The following is a 14,644-nucleotide window of genomic DNA, read 5'->3' on the forward strand; positions in this document are numbered from 1 at the left end:
AGACGCAGAAGAGCTACATCGGCGAGCGCTTCGATCCCGAGACCGGGCTGCTCTACCTCAACGCACGCTACATGGATCCAGTGCTCGGCAGGTTCATCTCGCCGGACATCATGGACCCAACTATGGCGGGTGTCGGGACGAACAGATATGCCTATGCCGGCAACGACCCAGTGAATAAAAGCGATCCGAGCGGGAACTATGAGGCAGATGTCCATAGAGATCTAACCGAGCAACTATCACGGGCAGCGGGAATTCCCGACAATGTCTCGGCGCAAATCGCGGCAGCCGATCAGAATGTGGATGACAACCCAGAAACTTCTCCTATGGGAATGCAACCATACGGCGCTGCCGTCACCGCACGTGAGAATTTCCATTTTACCAACGCACAGCGGCGACAAGAACTTTACGACGCCTTTACGCAGTCACGCCGGCCTGAGGATTTGGGCACATTTCTTCATGCCCAGCAGGATTCCGTGTCTCATAGGGGCTACGGTGCGAGATTTGGGCATCTGTCGGCAGGCCACGCCCCAGACAAAACCTACAACAATATTGACGGGGCTAACGCGATGGCGCATGCCACCTATGACAGCCTTGTTGGGGCAAAATCTGTCCTCAGCTTGAACGGCAAGGCTATCCCGTTTTCGAAAATTGAACTAGAGATACGCACGTTTAACTCTGCTACTGAGCGCGACAAACCCGCAGCCCTTCGGGCGCTGCGCGATAAAATTGATGAAGAGAGAGCCAAAGAAAAAGACAATAATAAGGAAAGCTCAGACAATGATGGGAGTCCTGACGACCACGAGGGCGGCAACGGACAAAATACAAATGATCACAGCACCGACCAAAGATGATAAATTATTGTTTGGGGATTCACAATGAGGGTCTTGTTCAGGGTATTAGTTGTGTCCTTTCTGACTATTTTATTGCCATTCTTAGAAACAGCTATGGGATCTGATTTAAGAGCAGATGAAGCAAGCGTGGTAGCCGCATTTGAAAATTACGCAAGCGCCTGGAAAAAGCAGGACATTGAGCGGGTTTGGAGTCTGATGTCACCGAACCTTAAGAAAGGGAACGGGGGTAGTGTCAAAATTTTTGAAGACTTTGTCAAAAGAAACGGATTTTACCCATCGGATTTTCAAAAAATAGACGTATCCGTAAATGATCATAAAGCAACTATAAAAGCCAAAGTAATATACCTTGATTTTTCAGGAAAACGTATCGGAGATGATTTCGAAAATATTGTTTTCGTTCGTATTGACGGAGAATGGTACTTCGATAGCTATACATCCTTAGATAAATAGCTTTGCTGAATAACATCATTTAAATTAATTGATGTGGGTGACGATGCACTTTCTATGTTTGGCTGGGGTTTTATTTAGACTGACTGCATAACTCCCCTTGCCCGCATCGTCGTCCCCGGTCTTGCCGCGTCACGCCACACAGCGTGGCAACGGGGTTTGACGGCTAGCCGATGTGGCATCCGCGGATGGTGCCTGATGTCTGTCAGTGTCACTAAAATGCAACCAACAAAAGCTGTGGCTAATCCGCTCTCCGTGCCTTCGCTGATATCCCCGTCACACCAGCCCCTGTAATCTCAGCCGGGAAGACCTCGGCTTAGAATCAGCCGGGGCGGGGTGGGTCGTGGCGGGACTTGGCGCGCAATGTCTGGATTTCCGGGACTGGTGGCTCGAGGAGCTGCGGGGGGCACGGCTTTCACCGAAACAAAAGCAAGCTTCCAGCGGCCACTGGATCGTCAGCCTGGCGGATGACGGCATTCGCGTGCGCGAGGCCGGGGCGCCGGAGTTTCAGTCGATCCCGCTGGCGCTGACCGCGTCTTCGGACGAGATCCTGGCGCTGTTGCAGGGCGGGCGCCGCGTCAGGCGGCCGCGCTTCGATGTCGTGATCCAGCCCGGCCTGTTCCTGACCCGGCAGCTGGCGCCGCGGCGGCTGCCGGTTCGGCAGGCGCGCGACATGGCCGAACTCGACCTTCTGGCCACGACGCCGCTCGACCCGGCGCAGGTGCATGTCGTCTTCGCCAGGCCTGCCGGGCAGGACAGCGCCTACCATGTCATCAAGGCCAAGACTCTTGCCGCGGTGCTGGACGCGGTGCGTCGCGCCGGCGACTCGGTCCTCAGCCTGTCGCTGTCGCAGCCTGAAGAGACGCTGCGCGCCGATCCGCTCAGCCTGGCCAGTATCTGGCCGCCAACGGCGCGAGATCGGCGCAAGCGTCGCGCATGGATCGCGGCCTGTTCGGCGCTGGCCGCGGCCCTGCTCATCACCTTCGCCCACGCGCATTGGCTGATATGGCAGGCCGACGGCGAACTCGACGCTCAGATTGCCCATGCGCAGGTGTTGGCCAAAACCGCGCGCGCCTCGCTGCAGAAGCGCCAGGCCGGCATCGAGCGGGTCGAGAAAATCCGCCAGAAGAAAAAGACGACTGCGTCGCTGGTGCGGGTCTGGGCCGAACTCACGCATCTGCTTCCCGATACGGCCTGGCTGACCGATCTCTCCGCCAAGGGCGACGATCTGACCATCACCGGCTTTTCCACGTCGGCGGCCGAACTGATCCAGCCGATCGATGCCTCGCCGCTGTTTTCGGCGCCGGAATTTGCCGCACCCGTGGTCAAGGTGCCCGGACAGGACGGCGAACATTTCACCATTTCGGCCAAGATCGGAGCGCTCTGACGATGCTCTCCGCCATCCTCAACACCAGCCCGCCGCTGCGCCGCCTGATCGCGCTGGCGCTTGCGGCGGTGGCCGCGTGTCTGTGTGCCTGGCTGGTGTTCGCGGCGTTCGACAGCGTCGCCTCGGCGCGGGCCGGGATCGAGGAAAAGCGCGAGCTGCTGGGCCAGCTGCAAAACATGGCGGCGCTGGCAAAGCGCCTCGACAGCGACGCCAGCCCGGTGGAAGCGGCCACTCCCGAATTCCTCACCGGCGAAAGCGAAGCCATCATTCGCGGCGGGCTGCAGACGCGGCTGAACGCGATCGCCGCCGCCAATGGGGTCAGCGTGCTGTCGGCCGGCAACGCCCCGGTGCTGAACGAAGGCGGCGTCGATTTCATCGGGCTGCGGGTCAATCTGTCGGGGCCGCTGGAAGGCATCCACAACGCCGTGCTCGCGATCGAAACCTCGCTCCCGGTGCTGTTCATTCGTGAAGCCACCTTGCGAGCCACTGATATCGGAGCAGCGGCCGGCCGAACGGGAGACACGGAGCTTTCCGCCGAGATCCTGTTTTACGGACCGCTGCAGACGAAAGCGGCCTCTACGCCCAGTGGGGCGAAACCATGACCGGGAAATTCGCGGCATTTTTCGTGATAGCGATGATTGCGGGTCTCGTCCTGGTAAATGTCGAACTTTACGATACGCCAGTCGATATAGCGCCGATCGCTTCGGCAAAGGGGCGCGACGGAGGAACGATGCCCGCCCCCGGAGGATCGCTTCAGATTCCCGACGCGGGCGATTTCGGCGAGACCTTCGAACGGCCGCTATTCAGCCCAACGCGCAGAAAATTCGCACCCGAACCGGTCGCGCCGCAGCCAGTCGAAGTCGCCTCCGTGGCCATCGAGCAACCACCGCCGCAGAATCTTGCGCCAATAGTTGCGCCATCGCTTCTGGGGATCAGCATTCACGGCGGAGCGGCGAAGGCACTGCTGCGGATCGCGGGGGCCGATGCGGCTGTCTGGTATGGCAACGGCGAGATCGTCGATGGCTGGACGCTTTCCGCTATCGACAAAAACCAGGCCGTACTGGAGCGGGACGGCAAGGTCACCCGTATCTCGCTTTATCCTTCAGTCCAGGATGGCCAGCCTGTCGGGAGCGTTGGCCAATGAGTGGCGATCGTTTTGACGACGAAAGCACGAGCGCCGGCTTTTCGCTCGTCGCGTTGCTGGTCTTCATGCTGATCGTCTCCGCCATCGTGGTTCCCTTTGCCGTGACGGCAAAGACAAGGTTGATGATCGCCAACAATGAGGTCGAGCAGGAGCGGCTCTCGCTGCTGGCCGAAGGCCTGGCCAATGTGGTTTCGAGCGAGTTGGCCGACGGTTTTGCGACGGAAAAGCTGCCGCCGAACTCCACGCCGACAGCCTGCCGGTCGGGGGAATTCACCTTCGATGTCCGGATACAGGACCATAGCGGGCTGATCGATCTCAATGCCGCGGATGCTTATCTGCTGTCGCTGGGTTTTGCCTCGCTCGGTTTCGATCGGCAGACGTCCGAAGAACTGGCCGAAGCCGCTATCCAATTCCGGGGCAGCATCAATGCTTTCGCCGCGCAGGCCGCCGAGCCTACAACTTCGGTCGGGCCGGCTCAAAACAAGCAGGCGCCGTTCGAATCCGTCTCCGAATTGCAGGAGTTTTCCGCCCTTGCTTCGACGCCGCTGCATGATCTCCATGATGTCTTCACGGTTTTTTCGAAGCGCGGCACGCTCAGCCTCGATCACGCCCCGAGCCGCCTCCGAACCGTGCTTGCCGGCGCATCCGGGAGTGGCGCCTCGACAACGCAAGAGGCTGGTGACGCTCCAGCCTATTCGGTCGAAGTGACAGCGAGGCGGGATGGATCGGGAATTGCAGGCCAAGCGGGATTTATCGTCGAGAAATTCCCGGCCAGCGCGGCGGGCTTTCGGCGTCTTTCACGAACTCCCGCCGCGGAGATCACCGACCTCGCTGCGACGACATACTCCAGAGATTGCGACGCGCTTTTCGGAACTGCGGCAGCGCAGATCCTGAGGGGATGGGCGTCATGAACCCGGCCATCCGGACCTCCGGCGTCGAGGCATTTCTTGCTTTTCTCGAAACCGAGAAAGTGCTGAGCGCGCATGCAACCCAACGCGCTTTGGGCGCGTCGAAGACATCGGGGCATCCGTTCGACACGGTGATGACCGAACTCGGGCTGATTGGCGAACAGGAGCTCGCCGATAATCTTAGTCGCTTCATGAACCTGCCGTCGCCCGTCGACATTCCGGAGCAGTTCAATCCTGAGCTGTTCTCAGGCGTTCCGCTGAACTATCTCCGTGAGAACGCGATCCTTCCCTTAGCGATTGATGCACAACAACTGGTTGTCGCCGTCGCCGATCCGTTCTCGTCGGCTATGATCGATGCGCTGGCCTTTCACTGTGAGCGGACACCGGCGCTCAGAGTACTGCCAAGGCGGGTGATTGCCGAATGCATCGACCGGATCGAGCAGTCCGCCAAGGGAGCTGTGTTATCTGATGTAGACGGTGCAGCCTCTTCGGATTTCGGCCCTGATGATCTCGAACGGTTGAAGGACTTTGCCCGTGAGGCGCCGATCGTCCGCTTTGTCGCCGACACGATCCACAAGGCGGTCGACGCGAGAGCCACCGATATCCACATCGAACCGCTCGAGGATCACGTCCGCATCCGCTTCAGGCATGACGGCATGCTGTCCACCGTCGATACGGCATCTACGGCGATGCTCTCCGGCATTTCGACGCGCATAAAAATCCTGTCGCGGCTCAATATCGCCGAACGGCGGCTGCCGCAGGATGGACGGATGCGCATTGCGGTGCGTGGCCGGGATATAGACCTTCGCGTCTCGGTCATTCCGTCCATTCACGGTGAAGCCATCGTGCTCAGGATTCTCGACCGCGCCGGCGTCGAGCTGCGGCTGACAAAACTCGGCTTCGACGATGCCGCACAGGCCAAGATCAGAAGCATGTCGCAATCCGCCAACGGCATCGTGCTGATCACCGGGCCGACCGGCAGCGGCAAGACGACCACACTCTATTCGATCCTCGCCGAACGCTCGCGGCCGGACGTCAAGATCTTCACCGTCGAGGACCCAGTCGAGTACCGGATGGCGGGCATTACGCAGCTCCAGGTCAATCCGGCGATCGACCTCGATTTTGCCGCAGCACTCCGTTCGATCCTTAGGCAGGATCCCGACATCATCCTGCTTGGCGAAATTCGCGACCGCGAGACGGCGCAAGTCGCGGTCCAGGCGGCTTTGACCGGCCACTTGGTATTTTCGACACTGCACACCAACAGTGCGGCCGGAGCGCTGACGCGCCTTCGCGACATGGGCATCGACGGCTATCTGCTCGGGGCGACTGTCCGAGGCGTCATCGCGCAACGGTTGCTGCGCCGCGTCTGTCCGGCTTGCCATGGGACGGATCAAACAGGTTGCACCTGCCGCACCTGCAATGGTTCTGGCTACAGCGGCCGTACAGTGACCTACGAAATGCTGCAGGTGTCGCCGCGCATCGCCGAGCTTATCGACCAGGGCGCCGGCGAAATGGAAATCGGCAGGGTTGCAGCGGAAGACGATCTCGTTCCGATGGCGGTCCATGCAAAGGCGCTGGCGCAATCGCAAGTGACGACAATGGAAGAAGTCCGGCGCGTCATCGACCTCAACGGAGGCGGTTGATGCCGGCCTTTGCCTATCGTGCCTATCTTGTCGATGGAACTCGGGAGAGCGGCGTTCTCGACGCGTCGACCAAACAAGATGCTGCCCGCAAACTGGCGCAACAGGGACGTCGGTCCTATCATCTCGCTCCCGTAGGCAGAGCAAAGCAATTCATTCGGCTGCCGGGACGCGGCGCGCTGACATTTACACGACGGGTCGATCTCGACCGTCTCTTCTCCGAGCTTTCGGTGCTCTTGAACGCGGGTTTCACCGTCGATCGCGCCTTGAGCGCGGTGATTTCGGGCGAAGGCAACCGTACCCGACGCCAGCAATTGCAGTCCGTGCTCGACCTCACGACCGGCGGCCGCCCGATTGCGGAAGCCTTTGGCAGCCTGCCGTGGATCACATCCGACGTTGCGGCCTTGCTCGCCAGCGGCGAACGCAGCGGCAAGATGGCATTCATCTGCCAAAGGCTGGCCGATACATTCGAAGCAAAGGCAAAGCGTCATGCCGCGATTATCGAGGCCCTGACTTACCCGGCATTTCTTCTGGTCGCGATGAGCGGGGCGCTGGTCATTCTGGCCACGGTGCTTGTGCCTGCGCTGGAGCCGATCTTCGAAGGCTCGTCGGCAGCAAAACCGTTCACCATGAAGATGCTTTCCGGGCTCGGCACGGTCTTCACCGACTATCCCTTCGTGTTCCCGCTCGCGGCAACCGTTGCTTTGCTCTTCTATCTCTTTCTTTCGCGGTCGGCGGGGGCGAAGGCGTTGTTGTCGCGCTGGCTGCTGAGAATTCCGTTAATCGGGCAGTTGGTCAAGGAAACGGTGATAGCGCGCTATCTTGAGACTTTGTCCCTTCTTCTCGGCAACGGGGTGGCGATGACCGAAGCGCTTGGCCTGTCGGCGAATGTCACCCGGCAGAGTTCACTATGGGCAAGTTTTACTGCGATCGAAGACGACGTGGCCAATGGCGCCCGCCTTCATAGTGCGATCATCAAGGCCGGCATTTTCGACAATGCGACGATGTCGCTTATCTCGCTCGGCGAAGATGCGAACGCGCTTCCCGTCGTGCTGGATCGCGCCGGAAAGATGCTCCAGGCCGCGCTGACACGGCGGATCGACGCCGTGCTGAAACTGTTGACGCCGGCGTTGACGATTTCGCTCGGCTTTCTCGTCGGCAGCCTTGTCATTTCAGTGATGACGACGATCCTCAGCATCAACGATCTGGCCCTGAAATGACGGCCGCGCCTCCTATCTGTCAACGAGAGAACACGAGGGCCGGGTTCACTCTGGTCGAGATGCTGGTGGTGCTGGCGATCATGGCTGTCGTCGCGGCCATTGCAGCTCCGGGCATCGCCAGAAATTATCGAACCAGGAACCTGGAGACCTTGACGAGCGAGATCACCACGCGACTGCGCCTGTCACGCACGTCTGCACTCGCCACGGCCAGGCCGAAACAGATAGTCATCGATCCTCGTGCCGGCGCGATCCGCTTCGATGATCGAGACACGCTCGTCCTGCCCGAAGACGTCGAGATGACTGTAACAACGGGCCTGGAAACTGTGGCTGCGGATCGGCAGGCGGCTTTGACATTCCTGCCGGACGGCAGCGCTTCGGGGGTGGACATCGATCTGCAACGAAAAGGCCAGACGGTACGCATCGAGGTGAACTGGCTGACCGGGCTGGCGACTTGGCAGAAACTGCCATGATCTCGCAGGCAGCCCCAGATTCCGATGAAGACGGGTTTTCGATCCTGGAGATGATCGTCGCGATGACGATCCTGGCGCTTGTGCTTGGCATAGCAAGCCAGTCGATCGTGATGGCGAGCCGCAGCATCGCGGTTGCCAAGGCACAGGTCGAAGCCGCTCGCGCGGTTCGCGAGATGCTGGCCGATCACCAAGCTGGTCTCGGATCGAATTCAACCGCCTCCGATCCCGCGCAGCCCGGCTGGAGCCTGAAAACCCGCACGATTGAGATATCGAACGCGAAACTAACAGCGATTATCATTGAGAGAACCGGCGCCGCTGGTGCCGGGCGTGGCGAGCCGTTTCTGACGTTTGTTCCCGTCCAGGATACGAACTCTCAATGAGCCGCTCATCGGATAGTTGTGGACAGTGGCTCCCAGGGTTTCCCGTCCTCAAGCCCAGCTTCGAATGGTTCCGCCTGGGTGGAACTCGCGCGCCATCGGCGTCGGTCGAGGGATTTGCATTGATCGACGTGCTGGTTGGGCTTGCCCTGGTCGGCGTGATTTCGTCGCTGATGATTGTCTTTCTCGGACAAGCCCGCACGATAATGCGCATCGAGAAGGCAACCGAGATGCAGATGGAGGTCGACGCTGCCTCGCGGTTTCTCGAAACGGCGATCAGCCGTGCAGAGCCGCTGCCGCTATCGAAATCCTCGCCCGAGAATGTGATCTACCTCAGCGGTGAGCCGGGCCGAATCGAATTCAACGGCGTTCAGGCGATCGGCTTCAGGTCTTCAGCACTGCGGGAAATCGCCGTTTCCCTTGCAAGCGAGGAACACGCCGAAGACACCCTGACCATCGTACAAAAACCACGCCGCGGCAGCGAAAACAGCAATTCATCCGACAGCCAATCCGTACGACTGATTGCCGGTGTGACCGCCATAAAATTCGAGTATCTCGACGGCTCGCCAGGAGCGTCTTTGTGGTCGGACACGTGGAGCGCCCAGTGGCGCCTGCCGGCCGCTGTGCGGTTCACAATCTCGGTCGATCGGGACGGCGCAGCCTACTCATCCGCAGGCTTTGCGCGCCTCGAGTTGGCAGATATCCAAGCGCAGCCCACGAACTGACTATCTACGATCCGGAATGTCGGTCAGTTGGTGATGTCCTGATCTTCGCCGCTGCCGTCCGGCTTGCTGTCGCGGCCGAAGGTGCGGATCAACACACCGCTCGCATCGGCCTTCACCTCGTAGGCATAAGGTTTCCCCCAGGGATCGTTCAGCCCGGTGGTCCCCTTGAGGTACGGCCCGTTCCAGCGCTCTTCACCGGCAGGCGCCGTCACCAGCGCAGAGAGGCCTTCCTCCGAAGTCGGATACTTGGCGTTATCAACATAGTAGAGTTCGAGGGCGCTTTCGATGTTGCGAATTTGCGCCTTGGCCGCATTGGTCCTGGCCGAGCCGAGATAGCGCAGAACCTGCGGGGCAGCGAGCGTAGCGATCAGCGCGATGATGGCAAGCACGACCAGAAGCTCGACCAGCGTAAAGCCGCTTTCATGGTTTTCGCATTCACGGCGGCATTTGCTGCTTGGTCGAATGAAACGGAGAGAAGTCATTGGAGTAGTCCCATGTTCCAACCTGCAAATTGTTCCAGCATCCATGTGCAGCCGAGACCCGCAGCGATGAACGGCCCGAAGGGGGCGCGAGCCTTTGCAGCCGACGGTCCCACCGCGACCACCTGACCGCCGATGAACAGCAGAGCGCTTGCGCTCGCTATGAACAGCATGACCGGCAGAAGCAGAGGGCTGATCCAGCACGCGGCGGCGCCAAGCATTTTGACGTCGCCGAGCCCAAGCCCGATCCGGCCGGTCATTGCCAGATGGCCACGGCGGATGAGCCAGACAGCAGATAGGGTTGCAACTGCGAATAACATTTGGCTCAGAAGCTGGTCCGCATGCGTCGTCATCTGGAAGGCAAGGCCCGCTCCGGCCAGCGCCAAATTGAGTTCATCGGGAATGATCAGCCTTCGGAAATCCGCGGCTGAAATGGCGACGAGGATTGCCGTCAGAGCGATCGTCGCAATCAGAACGAGAGACAAGTGGGCGCCCATCAGTATTTCAGTCGTTTGAGATTCTGTTGCAGAGGGGTTCCGCCGCGGCGCTGCTGGATCGGCGTCTGCAGGCTGATCTTGCCGCGGAATTCATCCGTGACCTGGCGCGCCTCGCTAATGTCGCGGATGACGCGTGGTCGAATGAAAATGATCAGCTCGGTTCGCCCGACACTGTCGCTCTTGTGCTTGAAGGCGTTGCCGATGATCGGGATGTCGCCGAGGATCGGCACCTGGCCGCGATCGACATTGTTGCGTTCCTGGATAAGGCCGCCGAGCGCCAGGCTCTCGCCGTCATTGACCAGCACGCGGGTCTGGATCTTGCGCTGCTGGATAGTTGGGGAATCGATGCCGGAGCTGGTCGTCTTGGTAACGTTGCTGACCTCTTGGCTGATATCGAGCATCACGCGGCCGGCATTATTGATGCGCGGCGTGACTGTGAGAATGACGCCGGTATCCTTCATCTCGACCGAATTGACGATCGGCGCGTCAGCGCTCGATGTTCCCACAGCCTGCTGTGTGATGATCGGCACCTGGTCGCCAACCTGCAGGATTGCCTTCTGATTGTTGAGCGCCATGATGGTCGGCGCCGATATCACATTGACGTCGGTGATGCTGGCGAGCGCGTTCAGCGTGACCTGGATGTTGTCGGTCGCGTAGGTCCACCCAAAACCGGGAAAGGTCGCGCCGGTGAAACCGCTGGCCACGTCGGACAGCGAGATCTTCATACCATTGTTTTCGAAGAACCAGCGAAGCCCGAATTTCAGCTCGTCGTTCAGCGTCACTTCGGCAATCACCGCCTCCAGCATCACTTGCGTCGGCAAAACGTCGAGCTTGGTCAGGATATGCTGGATGCGATCATAGTCGCGTGCCGTGGTCTGTATCAGCAGCGCATTGTTCTCGACATCAGCCACGACCTTGGCGTGGGTGGGTGGCTGTTCGTCCGGCGCCAAGGCCAGCGACGGGGACGGGCCGGTCAATGGCACAGGCGTCACGCCATCGGACTGCAAGGCGATCGGCGTCATGTCGGGCGACACGTTCGCGCCGGCCATCTCGCCCTCGGTCTTGACCGAAGTGCCGAGCACGGAGCTCAGCACCGCAGCCAGTTCCTTGGCCGGGCGGTTTTGAATGTCGTAGACGAAGAGCTGGTCCTCGTTGGTCTCGGCCAGCTTGTCGAGCTTGCCGATCCACACCGCGGCGCGGCTGAGATAGGCCGGGCGCGAGGTGATCACCAGCACCGAATTCAGCCTGTCGTTGGGAATGAATTGGATGATCTTGGCGCCAGGGCCGTTCTTGGTGCCGAAGATCGAATCGAGCTCTGAGGCAACTGCTTCAGGCTTTGAGGTTTTCAGGGGATGAAGGGCGACCGACATGCCGCGCATCCAGTCGACGTCGAACACCGAAACCGCTTCGCGAATGGCATCGAGATCGCTGTTGTTGCCGGCGACTGTGATCAGGTTGCGGGTGGAATCGACCCTGAGCACTGAGCCTTGTCGCGTGATCGGCTCGAGGATGGTCTTCATTTCGTCAGCCGCGATGTATTGCAGCTGCAGCACCTGCACCTTGATGCCAGGGCCGGAAGGCGAAACCGACGGCACGCTGACCGACGGGGTGCTGGACATGATGTCGGACAGCGGAACGATCTGGTACGTGCCGGCGCGTTGGGTGATACCGGCATTGTTTACGGCAAGTGCGGATTCCAGGATATCGACCAGTGCATCCTGCGATACAGGTTGCGACGTCTGCAGCGTCACCGTCCCCTGCACGCGCGGATCGACGATGTAGTTGAGATGCAGCGCGTCTCCAAGCACGGCTTTCGCCGCTTGCGCAACGGGTGCGTTGACCAGATTGAGCTCGAATTGACCAGAACCATCGGCCGTTACTTGGGCGATTGGCGCGCCAGAGGAGACGAAATTACCGGAGCCCTGATACTGCGCACCGGAGAAGCGCTGGGCTTCACCTGCCGCAGTTAAGGGATGGGAAGCGTTATATCCCGCCCGCAGAGGGGAGTTTTTAGCATGCAGGCTATCGACGGTTTCGGTGAAAAAATCCTTGCCTGACGGAGACGTGCAGCCTGCGCATGCGAGCAGCATGCTTAGCGCGACGCAATTACTCAGATTGATCGACATTCCGCCCGATTCCCCTAAGCTTTAGCCTAGGGCTTCTTGGGGATGGGCGCTGGAATTGCTGGCGTTATTTCGCGTCTGTCCACAGGTGGATCGAAGAGGGCAGTAAGCTGGCGTCAGGCGGAGACCGCGTGCGATTTTGGAGAGTGACCATGCGCACCGAAGCCAGGTGATCGCGATGCAGGAAGGCTTTGGTGGTGCCGGTCATCTTGATGTCGGGATGGGGATAGCGGGTGTAGATTTCCGCGCCCGGTGTCGCCGGATCGATCTCGACGGACGCGTCGGGATAGAGCGTGCTGGCGAAGGACGAGGTCTTTTTCGCCCGCGCGCCGTCCGGGCCGTAGAACAGCGACACGGTGTTGGCGGCTTGGGTGACCGTCTTCAGCCGGTTGGCCTCGTCCCAGGCGAGCGTCCTGGTGCCGTCGGAGACCATGTTGCCATTGGCATCATAGGTGAGCGTCTTGGCGCCGACCGCTGTTGGCGCGTGCGGACGAGCGGCACTCGCCGCGGGATAGACATAGGTCCCAGCAACCCGGGTGCGCGAGGTCAGATTGTCGTTGGCGGCATAGACAAACGTCTCGTCGAGCGTGTTGTTGCCGAGATTGTCGCTCGAGGTCAGCCGGTCGGCCTTGTCGTAGCCATAGGTCCAGCTGTCTGAAGCCGTCAGCCCCGTCGTGCCGGTGATGCGGCCGATGAGATCGCGGGCATACTGATCGTCGAGCAGGATTGTCGCGCCCCTTGCCGTGGTGACGCGGGTGACCCAGCGGCGGGTCGGCGAATAGGTGAAGGACGTTTTTACACCGTTAGCATAGGTGATCTCTTTCGTCTGGCCGTCGGTCTCGTAGATGGTCGAGGTGATGAAGCCTGAAGCCGAGAGCAGCTTGTTGGCGGCGGTGTATTGCAGCGGGGCGGCCAGCGTGCCGAAGTCGAGCTGCACCGGCAGATACTGGGTGCGCAGCGTCTGGCCGGAGGCATCGCGCACATTGGTCGTGGTGTGGGTCAGCGTGCCGATGGTGACGTCCTGGCGGGCGAGCTTGCCGAAGCCGTCATACTTGTTGGCTTGAGTGGCCGTGGTGAGCTGGCCGACATTATAAGTGCCGGCCGCCGCTTATGCGGGCGAGGCGAGACATGCGGTCAGTCTACGGACAACGACAGCCGTGCAAGCATGGCAAAAAATGCACTGTCACCGTAATTCGATCGATCCGAGCACAGAGCCTGGCAGTTGGGCAGCAAAAAGCGCACCATCATCGTAATTCGATTCGGATGGACCTCAGTATAAAAAAGAGAGATATAGGAAAAATAAAAAGAACAATAAATCCATATATGCTGCCAGCTATCAAAAATGTGTTCTCATAGGGGTATAATGTAGGTATTAGACAAACGACAATATAGAATACCACGTTCTTTTCATATAATTTGTCACCCAATATGTTCAACATAATATATACATAGAGGATAGCACATATAAATAACTGTATTAAAGCCAGATCGCTCATGCTCGCAAGCGGTCTAAAAAATACGTGAGGTATGGCCACTATGAGAATGGCAATAGACATCACCTTGAGAGCTCGCGCTTTCATTTCAGCCCCCCGATAATTTCCGTTTGGTAGTTTTCCCACGTAGGGACCGCAGCTTGATCAAGTCCGAGCTGTGGGGCCTGAAAGGCCGAATTACCTTCACCGTACGAAACTACGGAGATGCTATCATCTTTATCTCTAACTGCATAGCTCATGACATAACCTTCTTCCAACATATGCTCCCCTGGGACCGTATAATTAACGGTGATATCCGAGTATTTATCAGGATTTGGTGATTTTATGACAGAGCTATCGACCATAAATTCCATTGGAATTCCGAACACATCTAAAGCAACATTTGGAGTTCCGTCTTTCGTTGCTGGGCGTGAATAGGCGGACGGCACAGGGTTGTTTCGAATCTTTGTTCCTATAGCAGCTAGTTTTTCTTTTCCCTTGAATGTTGTTTTGGTTCTTGCTTTGTATGTATGGAAGAAAAAGTCGGTTTTTTTTACGCCGTTGTTTTTAGCTTTCGATGAACCGGCTACAGTTGTTCCCTTAGTTATTCCTGAGTCTTTTAATGAGTTTGGTATGGTAACAGTTGGTTGATCTTTGTCCTCGGGATCAATTGAAACGCTTTTGCCATCACTTGATACTGATGACTCATGTCCATTCTGGTCACTCTTGTTGACGGGATCGTTCTGAGCATAGGCATACCGGTTTGTCCCGACGCCAGGTTTGGTCGGATCCCAATCATCAGGCGAGATGAACCTGCCGAGCACTGGATCCATGTAGCGTGCGTTGAGGTAGAGCAGCCCGGTCTCGGGATCGAAGCGCTCGCCGATGTAGCTCTTCTGCGTCT

General features: G+C 58.9%; 16 protein-coding genes. 11 read left to right on the top strand and 5 right to left on the bottom strand.

What is annotated here, in order from left to right:
* The 11 genes from NKH28_RS32855 to NKH28_RS32905 all read left to right on the top strand — a co-directional run.
* A partial coding sequence (locus NKH28_RS32855) for an RHS repeat-associated core domain-containing protein (protein WP_352981315.1) occupies window positions 1-851 on the top strand: 851 nt, incomplete at its 5' end.
* Window positions 852-902: 51 nt separating this feature from the next.
* Entirely contained in the window at window positions 903-1,301 is a 399-nt protein-coding gene (locus NKH28_RS32860; RefSeq protein ID WP_352981316.1) for a hypothetical protein, read from the top strand.
* A 340-nt stretch (window positions 1,302-1,641) separates the two neighbouring features.
* A complete protein-coding gene (locus tag NKH28_RS32865; RefSeq protein WP_352542883.1) occupies window positions 1,642-2,685 on the top strand; it encodes a PilN domain-containing protein in 1,044 nt (347 codons plus the stop codon).
* A gap of 2 nt (window positions 2,686-2,687) precedes the next feature.
* A complete protein-coding gene (gene gspM, locus NKH28_RS32870; RefSeq protein ID WP_352542882.1) occupies window positions 2,688-3,287 on the top strand; it encodes a type II secretion system protein GspM in 600 nt (199 codons plus the stop codon).
* Entirely contained in the window at window positions 3,284-3,829 is a 546-nt protein-coding gene (locus NKH28_RS32875; protein WP_352542881.1) for a hypothetical protein, read from the top strand. The genes gspM and NKH28_RS32875 overlap by 4 nt, the downstream gene beginning before the upstream one ends.
* Window positions 3,826-4,740 (top strand): hypothetical protein, encoded by a 915-nt coding sequence (locus NKH28_RS32880; protein ID WP_352981317.1) that lies wholly within the window; start codon window positions 3,826-3,828, stop codon window positions 4,738-4,740. Before NKH28_RS32875 ends, NKH28_RS32880 begins: the two co-directional genes overlap by 4 nt.
* On the top strand, window positions 4,737-6,380 hold the full coding sequence (locus NKH28_RS32885; protein ID WP_352981318.1) for a GspE/PulE family protein: 1,644 nt from the start codon (window positions 4,737-4,739) through the stop codon (window positions 6,378-6,380). The genes NKH28_RS32880 and NKH28_RS32885 overlap by 4 nt, the downstream gene beginning before the upstream one ends.
* The gene (locus NKH28_RS32890; RefSeq protein WP_352981319.1) at window positions 6,380-7,597 is read left to right on the top strand and encodes a type II secretion system F family protein; all 1,218 of its coding nucleotides are present in this window, start codon (window positions 6,380-6,382) and stop codon (window positions 7,595-7,597) included. Before NKH28_RS32885 ends, NKH28_RS32890 begins: the two co-directional genes overlap by 1 nt.
* Entirely contained in the window at window positions 7,594-8,067 is a 474-nt protein-coding gene (locus NKH28_RS32895) for a GspH/FimT family pseudopilin (RefSeq protein ID WP_352981320.1), read from the top strand. The genes NKH28_RS32890 and NKH28_RS32895 overlap by 4 nt, the downstream gene beginning before the upstream one ends.
* On the top strand, window positions 8,064-8,447 hold the full coding sequence (locus NKH28_RS32900; RefSeq protein WP_352981321.1) for a PulJ/GspJ family protein: 384 nt from the start codon (window positions 8,064-8,066) through the stop codon (window positions 8,445-8,447). The genes NKH28_RS32895 and NKH28_RS32900 overlap by 4 nt, the downstream gene beginning before the upstream one ends.
* A gap of 128 nt (window positions 8,448-8,575) precedes the next feature.
* Window positions 8,576-9,169, top strand: coding sequence for a hypothetical protein (locus tag NKH28_RS32905; protein ID WP_352981326.1), 594 nt, complete (start codon window positions 8,576-8,578; stop codon window positions 9,167-9,169).
* A 23-nt stretch (window positions 9,170-9,192) separates the two neighbouring features.
* Here NKH28_RS32905 and gspG read toward each other — a convergent pair whose 3' ends face one another.
* From gspG to NKH28_RS32930, 5 genes are all read right to left on the bottom strand, one after another.
* Window positions 9,193-9,651 (bottom strand): type II secretion system major pseudopilin GspG, encoded by a 459-nt coding sequence (gene gspG / locus NKH28_RS32910; protein WP_352981322.1) that lies wholly within the window; start codon window positions 9,649-9,651, stop codon window positions 9,193-9,195.
* The gene (locus tag NKH28_RS32915) at window positions 9,648-10,145 is read right to left on the bottom strand and encodes a prepilin peptidase (RefSeq protein ID WP_352981323.1); all 498 of its coding nucleotides are present in this window, start codon (window positions 10,143-10,145) and stop codon (window positions 9,648-9,650) included. Before NKH28_RS32915 ends, gspG begins: the two co-directional genes overlap by 4 nt.
* The gene (gene gspD / locus NKH28_RS32920) at window positions 10,145-12,271 is read right to left on the bottom strand and encodes a type II secretion system secretin GspD (protein WP_352981324.1); all 2,127 of its coding nucleotides are present in this window, start codon (window positions 12,269-12,271) and stop codon (window positions 10,145-10,147) included. The genes NKH28_RS32915 and gspD overlap by 1 nt, the downstream gene beginning before the upstream one ends.
* A gap of 64 nt (window positions 12,272-12,335) precedes the next feature.
* Window positions 12,336-13,250: a hypothetical protein gene (locus NKH28_RS32925; RefSeq protein WP_352981325.1), complete on the bottom strand. Its 915-nt coding sequence runs from the start codon at window positions 13,248-13,250 to the stop codon at window positions 12,336-12,338.
* Window positions 13,251-13,844: 594 nt separating this feature from the next.
* A partial coding sequence (locus NKH28_RS32930; protein ID WP_352542977.1) for an RHS repeat-associated core domain-containing protein occupies window positions 13,845-14,644 on the bottom strand: 800 nt, incomplete at its 5' end.

Origin of the sequence: Mesorhizobium sp. M1227 (assembly GCF_040318315.1) — a bacterium.
Lineage (GTDB): Bacteria > Pseudomonadota > Alphaproteobacteria > Rhizobiales > Rhizobiaceae > Mesorhizobium.

What these genes read in the sequence shown, in the direction of transcription:
- NKH28_RS32915 (WP_352981323.1), bottom strand. Translation starts at nt 10,145, where the DNA reads ATGGGCGCCCACTTGTCTCTCGTTCTGATTGCGACGATCGCTCTGACG.
- gspM (WP_352542882.1), top strand. Translation starts at nt 2,688, where the DNA reads ATGCTCTCCGCCATCCTCAACACCAGCCCGCCGCTGCGCCGCCTGATC.
- NKH28_RS32900 (WP_352981321.1), top strand. Translation starts at nt 8,064, where the DNA reads ATGATCTCGCAGGCAGCCCCAGATTCCGATGAAGACGGGTTTTCGATC.
- NKH28_RS32880 (WP_352981317.1), top strand. Translation starts at nt 3,826, where the DNA reads ATGAGTGGCGATCGTTTTGACGACGAAAGCACGAGCGCCGGCTTTTCG.
- NKH28_RS32890 (WP_352981319.1), top strand. Translation starts at nt 6,380, where the DNA reads ATGCCGGCCTTTGCCTATCGTGCCTATCTTGTCGATGGAACTCGGGAG.
- NKH28_RS32895 (WP_352981320.1), top strand. Translation starts at nt 7,594, where the DNA reads ATGACGGCCGCGCCTCCTATCTGTCAACGAGAGAACACGAGGGCCGGG.
- gspG (WP_352981322.1), bottom strand. Translation starts at nt 9,651, where the DNA reads ATGACTTCTCTCCGTTTCATTCGACCAAGCAGCAAATGCCGCCGTGAA.
- gspD (WP_352981324.1), bottom strand. Translation starts at nt 12,271, where the DNA reads ATGTCGATCAATCTGAGTAATTGCGTCGCGCTAAGCATGCTGCTCGCA.
- NKH28_RS32875 (WP_352542881.1), top strand. Translation starts at nt 3,284, where the DNA reads ATGACCGGGAAATTCGCGGCATTTTTCGTGATAGCGATGATTGCGGGT.
- NKH28_RS32885 (WP_352981318.1), top strand. Translation starts at nt 4,737, where the DNA reads ATGAACCCGGCCATCCGGACCTCCGGCGTCGAGGCATTTCTTGCTTTT.